The organism is Roseomonas sp. SRI_022, assembly GCF_057586215.1.
Genome location: NZ_JBYCZL010000004.1, coordinates 237,794 through 251,365 on the forward strand (window position 1 = coordinate 237,794; position 13,572 = coordinate 251,365).

General features: G+C 68.2%; 13 protein-coding genes and 1 pseudogene. 2 read left to right on the plus strand and 12 right to left on the minus strand.

Annotation, left to right across the window (positions count from 1 at the left end; all coding sequences use genetic code 11):
- Positions 1-48 precede the first annotated feature (48 nt).
- Positions 49-1,215 (minus strand): annotated as a pseudogene (locus tag AC2YHJ_RS05875) (recombinase family protein); the annotation flags it as partial.
- On the opposite strand from AC2YHJ_RS05875, the gene AC2YHJ_RS05880 reads away from it, so the two are divergent.
- Complete coding sequence (locus tag AC2YHJ_RS05880) at positions 1,158-1,397, plus strand: hypothetical protein (RefSeq protein ID WP_487394601.1); 240 nt, start codon at positions 1,158-1,160, stop codon at positions 1,395-1,397. The pseudogene AC2YHJ_RS05875 and the gene AC2YHJ_RS05880 overlap by 58 nt on opposite strands.
- Positions 1,398-1,578: 181 nt before the next feature.
- Here the strand turns inward: AC2YHJ_RS05880 and AC2YHJ_RS05885 are convergent, their stop codons facing one another.
- From AC2YHJ_RS05885 to AC2YHJ_RS05905, 5 genes are all read right to left on the minus strand, one after another.
- The gene (locus AC2YHJ_RS05885) at positions 1,579-2,730 is read right to left on the minus strand and encodes a hypothetical protein (RefSeq protein WP_487394603.1); all 1,152 of its coding nucleotides are present in this window, start codon (positions 2,728-2,730) and stop codon (positions 1,579-1,581) included.
- A complete protein-coding gene (locus AC2YHJ_RS05890) occupies positions 2,730-4,652 on the minus strand; it encodes a tyrosine-type recombinase/integrase (RefSeq protein ID WP_487394604.1) in 1,923 nt (640 codons plus the stop codon). The genes AC2YHJ_RS05885 and AC2YHJ_RS05890 overlap by 1 nt, the downstream gene beginning before the upstream one ends.
- Positions 4,653-4,779: 127 nt before the next feature.
- Positions 4,780-4,977 (minus strand): MerR family transcriptional regulator, encoded by a 198-nt coding sequence (locus AC2YHJ_RS05895; protein WP_487394606.1) that lies wholly within the window; start codon positions 4,975-4,977, stop codon positions 4,780-4,782.
- 376 nt (positions 4,978-5,353) lie between these two features.
- Positions 5,354-6,703, minus strand: a complete 1,350-nt coding sequence (locus tag AC2YHJ_RS05900) for a Rossmann-fold NAD(P)-binding domain-containing protein (protein ID WP_487394607.1) — start codon at positions 6,701-6,703, stop codon at positions 5,354-5,356.
- Between the two features lie 700 nt (positions 6,704-7,403).
- Positions 7,404-7,739: a hypothetical protein gene (locus tag AC2YHJ_RS05905; protein WP_487394608.1), complete on the minus strand. Its 336-nt coding sequence runs from the start codon at positions 7,737-7,739 to the stop codon at positions 7,404-7,406.
- Between the two features lie 526 nt (positions 7,740-8,265).
- Between AC2YHJ_RS05905 and AC2YHJ_RS05910 the strand changes: the two genes are divergently transcribed.
- A complete protein-coding gene (locus AC2YHJ_RS05910) occupies positions 8,266-8,550 on the plus strand; it encodes a hypothetical protein (RefSeq protein ID WP_487394609.1) in 285 nt (94 codons plus the stop codon).
- 519 nt (positions 8,551-9,069) lie between these two features.
- On the opposite strand, the gene AC2YHJ_RS05915 is transcribed toward AC2YHJ_RS05910, so the two are convergent.
- The 6 genes from AC2YHJ_RS05915 to AC2YHJ_RS05940 are packed head-to-tail and all read right to left on the minus strand — an operon-like array spanning position 9,070 to position 13,453.
- Complete coding sequence (locus AC2YHJ_RS05915; RefSeq protein ID WP_487394611.1) at positions 9,070-9,630, minus strand: hypothetical protein; 561 nt, start codon at positions 9,628-9,630, stop codon at positions 9,070-9,072.
- Positions 9,627-10,652, minus strand: coding sequence for an SAM-dependent methyltransferase (locus tag AC2YHJ_RS05920; RefSeq protein ID WP_487394612.1), 1,026 nt, complete (start codon positions 10,650-10,652; stop codon positions 9,627-9,629). The genes AC2YHJ_RS05915 and AC2YHJ_RS05920 overlap by 4 nt, the downstream gene beginning before the upstream one ends.
- Positions 10,649-11,416: a DUF1295 domain-containing protein gene (locus tag AC2YHJ_RS05925; RefSeq protein WP_487394613.1), complete on the minus strand. Its 768-nt coding sequence runs from the start codon at positions 11,414-11,416 to the stop codon at positions 10,649-10,651. Before AC2YHJ_RS05925 ends, AC2YHJ_RS05920 begins: the two co-directional genes overlap by 4 nt.
- On the minus strand, positions 11,413-12,249 hold the full coding sequence (locus tag AC2YHJ_RS05930; protein ID WP_487394614.1) for an alpha/beta hydrolase: 837 nt from the start codon (positions 12,247-12,249) through the stop codon (positions 11,413-11,415). Before AC2YHJ_RS05930 ends, AC2YHJ_RS05925 begins: the two co-directional genes overlap by 4 nt.
- A 17-nt stretch (positions 12,250-12,266) precedes the next feature.
- Positions 12,267-12,884 (minus strand): ChrR family anti-sigma-E factor, encoded by a 618-nt coding sequence (locus tag AC2YHJ_RS05935; protein WP_487394615.1) that lies wholly within the window; start codon positions 12,882-12,884, stop codon positions 12,267-12,269.
- Positions 12,881-13,453: a sigma-70 family RNA polymerase sigma factor gene (locus tag AC2YHJ_RS05940; protein WP_487394616.1), complete on the minus strand. Its 573-nt coding sequence runs from the start codon at positions 13,451-13,453 to the stop codon at positions 12,881-12,883. Before AC2YHJ_RS05940 ends, AC2YHJ_RS05935 begins: the two co-directional genes overlap by 4 nt.
- Positions 13,454-13,572: the final 119 nt, after the last annotated feature.

Consider the following 13,572-nt stretch of genomic DNA (forward strand, 5'->3'; position numbering starts at 1 on the left):
CACCATCGCCTCGAGCCGGCGCCGCCGCACCGTGCGGGTGTTCGCGCAGCCCTTGCCCCGCCGCGCGCGCTGGCAGCCGAGGTAATCCCTGCCCAGGGCAGCGAACTGGCCACTGCAGGTGGCGCAGACCACCTTCCCGGTCAGCAGGTGCTTCGCTCGCCGCCGCTCCCAGAACGCCGGGACCACCTGCTCGGACGTCGGCGCGGCGTCCTTGGTCAGGCGCGCCTGGGCACGCTCCCAGACCGCCTGGTCGATGATGCGCAGCTCGGCGACCTCGGCCTCCACCACCTCATCCCGGGGATGGAGGCGGCGGACATGGCGGCCATCCAGCGGGTCCCGCATGTGCTGGCTGACGTTCCAACGCAGCCGGCCGACATAGATCGGATTGCGCAACACGCCATCGCCACGCTTCGGCCGCCCGCGGATGGTGGTGTCGTACCAGGGCGTGCCCGCCGGGCCGGGGATACCTTCCGCGTTCAGCGCCGTCGCGATCGCGCGTGGGCTATGGCCTGCGACATAGTCGTCGAAGATCCGGCGGACGACGCCGGCCTTGGCAGGGTCGATCTCGCGCCGGCCCAGCACGGGCTCACCCGTCTCGTCCAGCCGACGCACTTTGCGATAGCCATAGGGCGGCGCGCCGAACGCGAAGCCCTTGCGCGCCCGGCCCTCCTGCCCGCGATGGGTCTTGGCAGCGAGATCCTTGAGATAGAGGGCCCCCATCGTACCCTTGAGGCCGACATGCAGCTCGGAGATCTCGCCCTCGGCCAGGGTGACGATCTTCACGCCGCGGAACACCGCCTGCTTGTGGAAGGCGGCGACGTGTTCGAGGTCGCGGCTGAAACGATCGAGGCTCTCCGCCAGGACAATGTCGACCTTGCCGGCACGGATGGCAGCGAACAGATCCTGGTATCCGGCGCGGGCGGTGGTGGCGCCGGAGATCGCCGCATCCTTGAATGTGGCGACGATGGTCCAGCCTTCGCGCTCTGCCCGCGCCACGCAAAGCCGCAGCTGGTCCTCGATAGAGGCCGCGCTCTGCAGGTCGGAGCTATATCGCGCGTAGAGCGCCACGCGCCGGCAGGTGGCCTCACTCATTTCCTTGTCCTGGACGAGGCCGTGGAGGCTACCATTGGCGGGTACCTCCAACGGGCGGTGTGACGATGACCGGCGAACCGGCAGTGACCAATGCTGAAGAGATACTGGCGCTTCTGCAGGCATTCCGTGACGATCTCAGCGAATGCCGAGCCGAATTGAGGGCACTCAACGCGGCATTGGGCCGGATTATTCGCGCGACCGCAGACGCTGACGCGAAGCTGGCCCGGATGGAGAGCGACATGTCCCGCATCAGGCAGCATGTCGATCTGCTGCCGGACCACGTCATCGCCGCCGGACGACGCTGACAATCACCGGGGCCGAACTTGTGAAAGGGCGCCACGTGTTCCGGATCGCGCGAGATGGGGCATAGGCCCTCCGCCAGGACGGCATCCGCCCCCCGGGACCCGACGGTCTTCAGCATCGCCTGCTTGGCGGGGTGCTGGACGGTGGCCTCCCGGAACCTCGCGTGCAGACCAACGCGCAGGCTCATGCGTTGTTCTCCTCGCTCGGGATGGTGCCCTTGCGGCGACCCCCACGGCCAGCCCGCTTCGGTGGGGCTTGATCCCGCCAGCCGAACGCCGAGGCCGCAAGGGACCAGGTTGCCTGCCGCTGGCGCTCGAGGTTGGCGCCATGCCGCGCCAGTGCTTGCGCCGCGGTGGCCATCGCATAGTGATCGATCGACGTCTCGGGGCTGTGGCCGAGCATGGTGGCTGCATCCAGCGCCGCCTCGGGCGCCACGTCCGAAGCGAAGGACCGGAGGCATTTGCGGAACCAGTGCGGTCCGCGCGCGCGGCCGAACCAGTCCTTCGTCCGGCGGGCGACGATCTTGCCCAGGTCGCGCTCCGACAGCAGCTCCCCGCGTGTGCCAGTCCACAGTTTCGGCGAGTACGAGGCGCCGGGCAGGCTCGGGCGCGTCGTGGCCAGGTAGTGGTCGAACACCGGAACCAACTCCGGGTTCATGTCGTAGGCCAATGGTAGCCCGGTCTTGGTGTCGCGCTCGCCGAAGTCGAGTTGATACCCACCCTCCGTCCGCCGGATATGGGTGCCGAGCTCCATGGCGCCGACCGAGCGGATACGGGGGCCGTGGGCGGCCAGCAGGCCGAGCAGTGCCGCGTCGCGGATGGCAGTCCGGCCCTGCGCGTAACCCTTGCCGGCGCGGCCGTCTTCCAGCAGGGCGAGGGCGCGGGCGAGCAGGACGCGCGGATCCTCCACCGTCGTCTTGCGCGGGGCGGGCCGCAGCGCCTTGCGCAGCGACCGCCCACGCGGGCGTACGATGAAGGTCATGTCCCGCCCGGGTTCCATCAGCAGCATCCCCGCATACAGCACGGTCAGCCGGCCATGGAGCGTGGTGTCCCGATTGCCGCGGGATCGTTGGTCGGCAACCCAGCCGTTCAGGCGGCCCTTGGTCACCCGCTCCGCCGGCGACACGGCCGGGTCAAGCTGGCCGCTGCGCTGGAGGTAGGACAGCCAGACGCCGTAGGCCTCGCGGATGACCTTGACCGCCGCCGGGGACAGCCGCTCACCGGCCCGACCTGTCTCGTCGAACAGGCTCTCGACCGGCGCAAAGGCCTGCTCCCAGGCCAGCCGGTCAACCAGCGGCCAGGCCTCATAGGGGATCGAGACGGCGCGCTGGCGCATCACGGCGCGCCCCCACGCTTGGCGCGGCGGCGACGCCCACCGCCAATGGCGAGCGGCCCCATCGAGCGCGCGAAGGCGGCATCTGCCACCAGCTTCGTCTGGCGACGCTTGGTCGCGATCAGCGTGTTGAAGCGGGCAACGGCCTCCTTCGGCGCCCACGCCTTGTAGTAGATCATCGCCGTCTCGGTCCCGGTATGGCCGAGGATCAGCCGCAGATCCTCGAGCGCGTGCGGGTTGTCTGCGAGGATGAGGGCCCCGGCGAAGGCGCGGAACTGATGCGGCGTCATCCGCACACCGACCAGGGTGTGGATCTCGCGGGTGATCGCCTTGCCGAGGCCATCCTTCGTCCGCGGTGTTGCGCCGCGCACCTTGGATGGAAAGAGCCAGTCCGTGTCTGCATGGGGCAGCAGCGGGCGGAACCCGCGCACGTAGTCCTCGAGAAGTGCGGCGGCGTCGTTCTGCAGGGCCCACTCGATTGGGACACCGTTCTTCGTGGCTTCGGCGGGAATGACGACGTGGGTGAAGCGATCGCCGTGGCTGCGGTTGTTCTGTAGGTGAAGGCCGAGCTGCAGCTTGTCGAGGTTCCCGAGGCGGATGGGGCACTGCAACTCGATCTCGATGGCCGCAGCCAATCCGGCGATCCGCGCGGCCTCGCCCGGGCGCGGCCGCCGTTCCAGGCCCTCCGCGTCGATCCAGCCGTCCCGCAGGCGCGCCGCCAGGCGCATCATCTGACGCGGCAAATGCAGGACCTGCGCGCGGCGCGTCGGATCCTCCAGTCCGCGCAGCAGGCGCATGTTCTTCTCGGTCATCGTCTTGCGCTTGGGCGGCTTGGCCTTGCGCAGCACGGGCAGCAGCTTCGCCATGCGCTTCGCCGGGAGACAGACGTGGTACTTGGCGATGACACGCAGCGTGTCGCTCAGCACCCCCGTCTGGTCGGTGACGCGCCGGCCCGCACGCTTCCAATGCCAGTCCAGGATCGTCTTGGCCGTTGCCTTGGCGGTCAACACCGACAGCGAGGTGATGCTCGCGATCGGCACGCCGCTGTGCGCCGCGGCGGCGAGGAGCATGCGCACCGCGTCCATGCGGGTCCTGACGGAGGCCGGACGCAACGACAGGCGCGGGCCGTCGTCATCGTCATCGTCGGGGCCGTAGAGGTCATCGCCATCGCGAGACGCGAGCCGCTCCTGGAAGGCATCGACGTCCGCCTGCAGCGAGGCGGGATAGGCGCTGAAATCGAAGCTGTACTGGCGCGTCTCGGCCGCCGGCGCCGCCAGCGTCGCGGCCGGCCAGCCGGACACGGTCTCCGTTGCCAGGTTCCAGGCCTTCGCGACCCGGCGCACCGTCGCACGGGCGGTGCCGCGGATATCGCTGGCGAGCATGTGCGCGAGGTAGTCGGCGAGCACCGCGCCATCCACCGCCTGCGGCCCGATGCCGCGATCCGAGCAGAAGCGGATGAAGGCGCGCAGGCGGATCCAGCCCTTGTCGTCCGCCATCGCCGCCAGCAGCAGCGCCCAGGCCGGCATCAGCGCCCCGGCGGCACCGCGGCGCTCCGCCATCAGGCCGAGACGCTTAAGGACATGGCCGATCCAGCCGCGATAGGCTTTGAAGGTCGCCTCGCTCACACCGCAGGCGGCCGGCGTCGTGCCGGCGAGGATGCGGCGTACGTTCTCCGGGGTGAACGGGATGGCGGCGAGATCCTGGCCGGCGGCGCGGCCGAGGATGGTGACCGCGGTGCGCAGATCGCGGCGGCGGGCCGGGCTGACGTCCGACCAGGCATCGATCAGGCCTGGGGCGGCCGGAACGCCGAGGCGCTCCTTGCGGCGGTTCGCGCGGACCGCCTTGCGACCAGCAACCGCCAGGGCGGTCAGCGGGGTCGGCGTGGCATCGTCGGACGCAGGGGGCTTCAACATCATCATGTTCATCGAGGGGCTCCAATTTCCGGACCAGGAAGGGGCAGGCAGTTCTTCGAGGCGGTCGCACCATCATGCAAGAAATGAGCGTGCGGCCCTCTCGAAGGGGGCAGCGCAAGCCATTGGAAACGCGGGAGCTTCACGGCAGCCGCGCTCCGAGCAATCGCTCGACGTCGGCGACCGCGTAGTGGCGACGGCCGCGGATGCGCGTGGCGGGGATCAGGACCCCCGCCGTCTCCCAGTTCCACAGGCTGCGGATGTCGATGCCGAAGATCCGTGCAACCTGGCGCGCGCTGAGCAAGGCGGGCTCGCAGTCTTCGTCCAGATCCTTGGTCACGGGCACTGGCCCCGCGACGTCGGGCGCTTAGCGGCAGGCGGCCTATCCGAGACGCAGGAACGCGCCTTGGCCCACTCTGTCCGCGCCGCGACGCGGCCCAGCGCTGCGGCCAGTGTCAGCCACGGATCAGGTTCGCTGTCGGCGTTGGATTTAAAGCTATCCGCCTCGCCTTGACCTGCAGCGCCGTGCTCAACGACGTCAGTGGCGGTCGGGCTCTGCAGGCCGTCATCGAGGTTGAAGGGATCGCCCATGGCGACCCGGAGACCTAACGATGAGAGGTCAGGGGTGCATCAAGGGGCTGTTCCCGAAAACCACGTCGGGTGACGCCGCAGTCTGTCAAACCATTGGGCAACCGCCAGTTCCGGCCGCCGGGCAGCTACGGAACGGGTTTCCCGTAGAGGTCGGTGAGCCGGCCCTGCTGGCGTTCGCCGAGGCTGGCGAGCCTCTCGCGGAGCACTTCCGCCAATACGCGCAGCTGCGAGTGCCGTTTCGGCTGACCCTGCTCGTCGCGTCCCCAGGTGGGGACCAGTGCCGATACATGGATGCCGTGCGGACCCAGCTCGTGAGCCCACGTGCTGACGAGCATCACCATGGCAGCCGACATGGCCGCAGACAGGTAAGCGTCGGGACCGCCCGCTGCCGCGACGGCTCGCGGGTCGTTCATGACCACCAACACCTTGCCGCCGGGCTGCACGCGCGGACGAAGCACCGTCAGCGCCTCATGCAGGCGCATCGGCATCCGCGCCGCGCCACTGTCTCGCGCCATTACGGTGCCATCGTCCTGCGTCCGGCTCGTCCTGTCGGCGTCGGACGCCTTCTTGAGACACACTATGATCGCAAGATCCAGTTGGTCCTGCGCGCTCGCTTCCTGCGCGTCCAACGCGGCGCCGTCATCCGGGATGGCACGAACCGTGACCGCGGTATCTGAACCTCGCATCTGCGCGGCCAGCTCGTCGGCCAACTCATGGCCGTCGCTCAAGATCATGGCCGATCCGACGACTACCGGCAGCGTCTGCGGAGCCGTGCTCGCGACCTGCGCGGGCCGGTCGGGCTTGCGCAGATACTCGGCAACGGCCTTGCGCACCGTGCCGGCGCTGTAGTTGCAGGGCGAGGCGGTGAGAATGGCCTCCGCCAGCGCACCAAATCCCCAGACATTGCGCGACTGTGTGGGCTGCTGCTGCCTATGCAGCCACCAGATCCGTTCCAGCTGGTCCAGAGCGATCTCGAACACCTTCGGCCTGCGCGGTGCGCCTTTCGGCAGCTTTGGCGTGCGCGCCGCCGATGCAGCGAGGCCTGCAGCCAATCGATCGAGCGCGAGCAGCGTCGTCTCGAACCGTTCGCTGAGCGCCTTCTTGCTGAAGTCGATGAGCGAGGACTGATACGGGGCCTCCCGCTCGCCCGGCGCAGGTGCTGCCAGCGCATCGAGAACCGTCAGGATGTCGAGCTTGCGGAGGTGGGTCGCAGCAGATGCGGATGCAGCCGCGGCGGCCTGGCGCGTCCTGATGGCCTGGGATCCTTTGTCGCCGGCAGTGATGCCGTCCCGCAAGCGTCGGACCATGGCACTAATGGATTCCAAGGCGGAGCCCGCCGCTGCGACACCGAGATGACGCGCAGCCATTTCGCCAAAATGCGGCAGTGTGTTGGTCTGCGGATCCGAGGCCGACGCGGCAGAGGCCGGGCGCGAATTGATGCGAATTCGTTTCGACGCGCCGCCGGCAGACTTCACCGTTGTTCCTCGCACCTCAGCCTCTTCATTCTGTCAGGTGATGAGTGCTTCTGTCAGGTGGTTCCGGCGCAGCCAGTCCCTGTCTCTCTTCACCCCTCAGCCTGTTCTGGTGGTGAGGCCCCGAGCCGTTTGGGCCAAGCGGGAACATCCCGGCCGGCTGGCCGAGTGTTCCCGCTTCCCTCGGCGTTTGTTCCGGCGGAGCCGGCCCGTCGCCTGCGGGCCCGTGCCGCTCAGGAGGCGGCGGCGCGGAAGGCTTGCTTCTTCACGAGGACTGCCTGCGTCCCCGGGTGGCCTTGGGCATCAAGCCTGCGCGGCGCCCTTCCGGTATATGCCACCATCCCCACAGTACCGGGCTGCTTCGCACGCTGCCGTCTCTCGCCGACCATGCGGGCAGGGTCCGGTCCGCGACCGCCGAGGCAGCCGCAGACCGTGGGCCAGCCGTCGCATCGACGCGCCGTCCGATGCCACCGCAACCTGCTCCCGAAAGTCGACGATCAATCCCGCGCGTGTCCGCTGATCGAGCATTTCCGGGGCTTGCAGCCCAACCATAGACTTTCATGGCTGCCCGATGGTCGGGGCTCACCTGAACAAGCCACCTCGGTGACAGGTCTGTCACAGACACTGTCACAGACATTGTCACAGACCGCAGATGCCCAAACGAAAGAAGCCCCGCCCGGTGTGCCGGGCGGGGCTCCTGTAGTCAGGTGGCGCAAGCGCGCTCCTTTTCCTCCTCACGATCGTCGGCATCGGCGACGGCCTGAAAGACATGGCGCGCGGCGGCATCGAGCCTCGCATGCGCGGTCTCCAACTCAGCCAACGCCGCCGTCAGCAGCGCGTTGGCCTGCTGCCAGCGGGCGAGCACGACGTCTCGCGCCGTTCCTTTATGGATGAGCAGATGCAACTGCTCGGATGCACCAAAGCGGACGAGGATGCCGACCCGCGCCATCGATGCGGCCAGGTCGGCATGGATGAAGGAGAGTTCGATGGCATCCGGACGCGCGTTTGCGGGTCCGGAGGCATGATTGCCTTCGGTCATGATGGTCTCCAGCTTGAAGGGATTGTTGACGCGTCAATGATGTATCAATGACGGACGGTGATGCGGGATGATTTCTCGCATCAGTTAATATTGTCATATTTCTCAATATTTCAACATAATTTATCAATATCGGAACTAATATTATATTACTATATGATATTGTTTGGTATTTCCGCAAATTGTTCTTTTTGTAGGCTTGGGGCGGAGCATCTCGACAGATGCGTAGCTACGCCAGGCAGCCGTGGGGGCACGAATTGCGGACCAGGCACGGCGGGTCGCCCCCGGTTGCTGCCAACCGCAACTCGCCCGCGGCTCATCGTTTCCAACGGCCGCCAGTATGACGAGCCACCAACTGAAAAAGCTGTGTCCGAAAATCGGGCTCGCCGACGCGTGAAACGTCCAAACGGAAGCTTTGCCTGGGTCCCATCCCAAACTTCCCTACCTGCTGAAGCCTTGGGACGGGGCTGCAAGCAATCGCGCAGCTCGGTATCCAAGCGGTTTCCGCGCATTCAGAGGTTCACCCGATATGGACAATGCAAGCTCAGATGATCCCTATGCCGTCTCCCAGCGCATGGGACGGCTGATTGCGCGCCTCATCGCGCGCGGCTTTACGCGGGAGCAGATCTACGACGGCCTCCTATTCGGCTTCATCGCCTGGTGCCAAGATCTCGAAGACAACGGCAACGCAGGCCCCGTGCATCCGTCGGCGGAGACCAAGCAGGACGCGCTCCGGCAAGTCGCCGCCCACTTCCTGCATACCGCGGAACTCTTTGATACGGCGGATGAGGAGCAAGAGCTGACGCTGCACTGAAGGTGTCCGCCCCCCGGCGCCAGGGCGTTTGCTGTGTCCCTCTTCGCCTCGGGGTCGCCTGCTGTCCCGCGCCATCCACGATATCGCGCTGATACTCGTCCGCGAGCGCGCCCTTCGCTAGGTTAGCTACAGTTTCGTTCTCGGTTTCCACCGCTGCTCCATTCGTATCTCTCACAACCTGTCTCTCCTGAACGGTGCACCGCGCTGAGGCGCGGGTTTGGCCAGGGTTTGGGGGCGAGCCTTGACGGTTCGGGAACGCAACCACCGGCAAATTCCGGCCGCGGAGAGCGGAGAGTCTCCGAACCTTGAGGGGAGACCGATCTTACTCTCAAGCTCAGACGGTTGAATTTTCGTGATATTTTTCGAGACGCGCCGCCGAAATTCAGTAATGCTTTGCCCCAGGAATCTTGCATTGCAGCGAATTGTTGACCGGACCGCAGGCTTCGTAGCAAAGGTGTAGCGCCGTCACCACGCTGTGCTGGGCGTCCATGGACGCCGAGGCTCGCGTCGCCACGCACTTCAACCTGGCGATCTGTGCGCACCGTCGTCCGCCAGGAGGCACGCCATCCTAAGCACAATGAACGCGAGAAGCGCCCCGACGCTCAAGCTGTTCAGGGACACCAAGGCTATCTGGCTGCCCGCTTCGAGCTCCGATATCGGAGTCCAGGGCCATTGAAGCAGCAGTTGCTGAACCACCAGCCCGGCGCCCACGAGAAATAGTGTGACTCGCTTCTCGCGCCAGCACAGCGTGGCCAGCACCATGCAAGGAAACAGAAACGCGCCCACACCAGTGCCGGTGCCGAGCAGCGCCGCCGTCCATACGGTATTCGCGATGCCTACGCCGGGAAGCGCCGCGCGGGCCGCAGCCGAACTGCGGCGGGAGAGCCAGGGCAAGGCGAAAAAGAATGGGCTCGCCGCCATAGTCGCGAGCGCCGCCGGCCCCGCTTCCGGTACCAGGCACCAGACATAGAGCGGATAGAAGGGCCCGTTCGATCCCGCCAAAAGCGCGACGGTGTTCGCCAGCCGTGTCGCCGGATCGGGATGATCGACGTAGGCGCCCAGGCGCGCGGAGAGGCTCACATTGGCCGCAGCCGGTAGTGGCTGACGCCCCATTCCGTGCCGCCCTTTGCCCCGAACAATCCAGCCGTGGCGAGGAAGAACAACCGCCAGCGCCGGCGCCACAGCATCCAGTCCTGTCCATAGGTCTCCCGCAGGACCGCCTCGATCGTCGCGGCATTCGCATCGAAGCGCGCGATCCAATCCAGGGCCGTGCGCTCGTAATGCGTGCCGGACCAGCGCCATTCGGCCTCGACCGCGAAGGGCTCGGCGACATGGCGGATCAGGTTGTGGCTCGGCATGATGCCGCCGGTGAAGAAATGCTGCGCGATCCAGTCCGCCCGATCGGTGTGGTCGAAGCGATACGGCGTCGCCTCGTGACTGAAGACGTGCAGGAAGAGCCGGCCGTCGGGCCGCAGCCAGCCATGGATGTTGGCAAGGAGCTGCTGCCAATTCGACATGTGCTCGAACATCTCGACCGAGACCACGCGGTCGAAGCGATTCTCCGTCGCGAAGCGGTTCATGTCGGCGGTGATGACCTCGACGTTCAGCAATCCGCGCCGCGCCGCCTGGTGCTCGATGTACTCACGCTGCGGGGCGGAGTTGGAGACCGCCGTGATGCGCGATGCCGGGAAGCGCTCGGCCATCCAGAGCGTCAGGGAGCCCCAGCCGCAGCCCAGTTCGAGGATGTCCTGACCGTCGGCGAGGTCGGCATGCGCCACGGTCTCGGCGAGCGCGAGCTCCTCGGCCTGCGCGAGCGTGGTCTCGGCATCGGGATAGAGGCAGCAGGAGTATTTGAGGCGCGGCCCCAGGACCTGCTCGAAGAAGCCCGGCGGCACCTCATAGTGCTGCGCGTTCGCGTCGACCGGAAACAAGGCGATCGGATGGGTGCGCATCAACTCGGCAAAGGCGCGCTCGGTGCCCTCGGGTGCGTTGCGCAGGCGGCGCGCGGTGCGCCCGACCAGCGCGGAGATGCCGGCGCGAACCACGCCATCCGGCAAAGGCATGCGTTCCGCGGCAGAGACTGCGGCGGCGACGAGGCTCATGACGACCATCCCTTCGGCAATGGCAGGAACGCGCTGACGCGCTGCTGATAGGAGCGATAGGCATCGCCGCGGCTGCGCAGCATCTGCGCCTCGAGGGGCGGGATGCCCGAGACGTGAACCAGCAGCCAGTACATGAAGGCCGGCCCGATCAGCGCCAGCCAGGCCCAGCCGGCCCCGATGGCCAGCAGCGGATAGGCCCACCAGTGCAGCCACTCGAAGACGTAGTTCGGGTGGCGCGAATAGGCCCAGAGCCCGGCGTCGCACACACGGCCGCGATGGCGCGGGTCGGAACGGAAGGCCTGCAGCTGCTGGTCGGCCAGGCCTTCGCCCGCGAAGGCGAGCAGCGCGACGGCCACCGCTGCGACGTCCAGCCAACCCAAGGCCCGCGGTGAGGCCGCGGCGATCTGCATCGGTACGAGCAGCAAGGCTGCGGCCACCGCCTGAATCTGCAGGAAGCCGAACATGCGGGGCTCGAAGGCGTCGCCCCATGCCTTCCGGAAATGCGCGTAGCGCGAATCCTCCGGCGCGCCGCGGGAACGCGCGATGATGTGACTGCCGAGCCGGATCGCCCAGGTGCCGGCCAGTGCGGCCACGAGGTATCGGCGTGGCCCGATGCCGCCCAGGATCGCGACGCCGATGCCCGCCGCCCCCAGGCCGAAGGTCCAGAAGGCGTCGACCCACCCGGCATTGCGAAGCCGGCGCTGCACCCACCAGGCCACGGCCATGACGGCGCAGAGAAACAGCGTGGCGACGAGCAGGATCATGCCGTCGCCTCCGCGACGAAGCGCATCACGTCCTGCCGCACGGGGGCCAGGAAGCGCAGCGCCGGGGCGAAGGCGCCGAGGATCTCCCGGTGACCGATGCCCGGATAGGTCACCGCCTGCACGTCGTTGCCCGTGGCACGCAGCCGCGCGGCGAGCCGCGCGGTGTTGCGCGGCAGCACCGTCGAATCCTGCTCCCCGGTCGCCAGCAGCATGCGCGGCGCGCCCGGATGGACGAAGTTCACCGGCTGGGAGGCCGGCCAGTCACGCTCCGGCCCGAAGATCTCCTGCAATGTCGGGTCGCGAAGAGGCAGGAAGTCATAGGGCCCGGCCAGGCCGATCACGCCGCGCAGCGCGCCGTCCGGCCGCAATCCCCGGCTCGCCAGATAGGCGCCGTCGAGCGCCAGCAGCGTCGCCATCTGCGCCCCGGCCGAATGGCCCATCAGGACGATTCGCCGGCCATCGCCGCCATGGGCCGCGGCGTTGTCCCGCGCCCAGGCCAGAGCCCGCGCCGCGTCGTGCATGAAGGCCGGGAAGCGCACATCCGGCCAGACGCGGTAGTCGGGCACCATGCACACCACGCCGTCGCCGGCGAGCGCGGTGCCGAGGAAGCGGTACATGCCACGCTCGCCGCTGTCCCAGGATCCGCCATAGAGGAACAGCACCACCGGCGCGTCCCTCGCACCCTCGGGCGCATAGACGTCGATGCCGCCCCGCGCGCCCTCGGCATAGGCGAGGCCGGTGGCCTCGCGGACATCCGCGCGTGGCGCCAGCGCGTTCAGCACCGTCACGGGAGAACATCCCGCGACCGCCAGCGCACCCAGGGCGGCGAGCATCGGCCTGCGCTCCACGCTCAGATGCCGAACACCGGCTGCACGATGCGCGCCACCCAGGAATGCGCGCGCAGCCGCCCGGTCGTGGCGATCAGGCAGACGCATTCCCGCCCGACGTCGAGTGCGGTCGGCTGGTGCTCGAGCGCCTCGTCGCCCTCGGCCACGTCGCCGGCGTGGTATTCGCCGGTCTCGTCGCCGAAAGCGCCCTGAAGCACGCAGGCGATCTCCTCACCGGTATGGCCATGGCCCGGAAGGGCGATGCCGGGTGCCACGCGGATCAGGTCGAGCCGCGCATCCTGCCGGTCGCGCCGGATCAGCGGCATCAGCCGGATGCCGGGGCCGAGCCACCACCAGCGGCCGGTCGCGAAATCCTCCACCGTGACGGGCACGCGCGCGGATGGCGCGGCGCGCGCCGGCTCGCCGAGCCGCCCGACGATGCGCGACAGCGAATCCGCCGCCATCGTCGCCGGCGGCGCATCCTCGAGCATCGCCCCGCCGAGGGCGGTGGCCAGGCGCACCGCGCCGCGGCACTCGCCGCACAGCGCCAGGTGTGTCCGGATGACGATGCTGTGCGGTGCAGGCAGGCTGCCGGCGGCATAGGCCACGAGCATCGCCTCGGAAGGGTGGCGGCGGATCATCGCAGGTCGTCCAGCAGGGACCGCAGCCGCGCCATGGCGAGGCGCAGTCGCGATTTCACCGTGCCGAGCGGAATGCCGAGCGTGCGCTCGATCTCCGCATGCGGCCGGTCGTCGAAGAAGGAAAGGCGGATCACCTCGGCCTGCTCGGCCGGAAGGGTTGCCAGCGCCTCGCGCAGCCGCGCGGCGTGCTGGTCGGATTCGATGATCCGGTCGGCCGGCGGGGGCGGATCGGGCTCCTCGGCCATGAGCTCGAGCCGCGGCGCGAGGCGGTCCCGTCGCACCGCGTCGATGCGCAGGTTCCGCGCGATGGTGAAGATCCAGGCCGAGACGCTGCCGAGCGCCGGATCGAACTGGTCGGCCCGACGCCAGGCGGTCAGCAGCGTCTCCTGCGCCAGTTCCTCCGCCCGCGCATCCGGCAGGCCGAGGCGCAGGAGATACCCCTTCACCCGCGGGGCATAGAACCCGAACAGCGCGGCAAAGGCCTCCCGATCGCCACGCGCGGCGATGGCCGTGAGCAGCGCGGCGCCGTCCGGGGGCGACGTCGCTCCCATCGCCGGGCCCTCCGTCATCGGAACAGGCCCCGGGCGGCGCGGACCCCGACCATGATGTTGCAACAGGTCAATCATCACTCCCTGGAACGAAGGCGGACGGCATTCGGATCACATCGATCTTCGGGTGATCCAACATC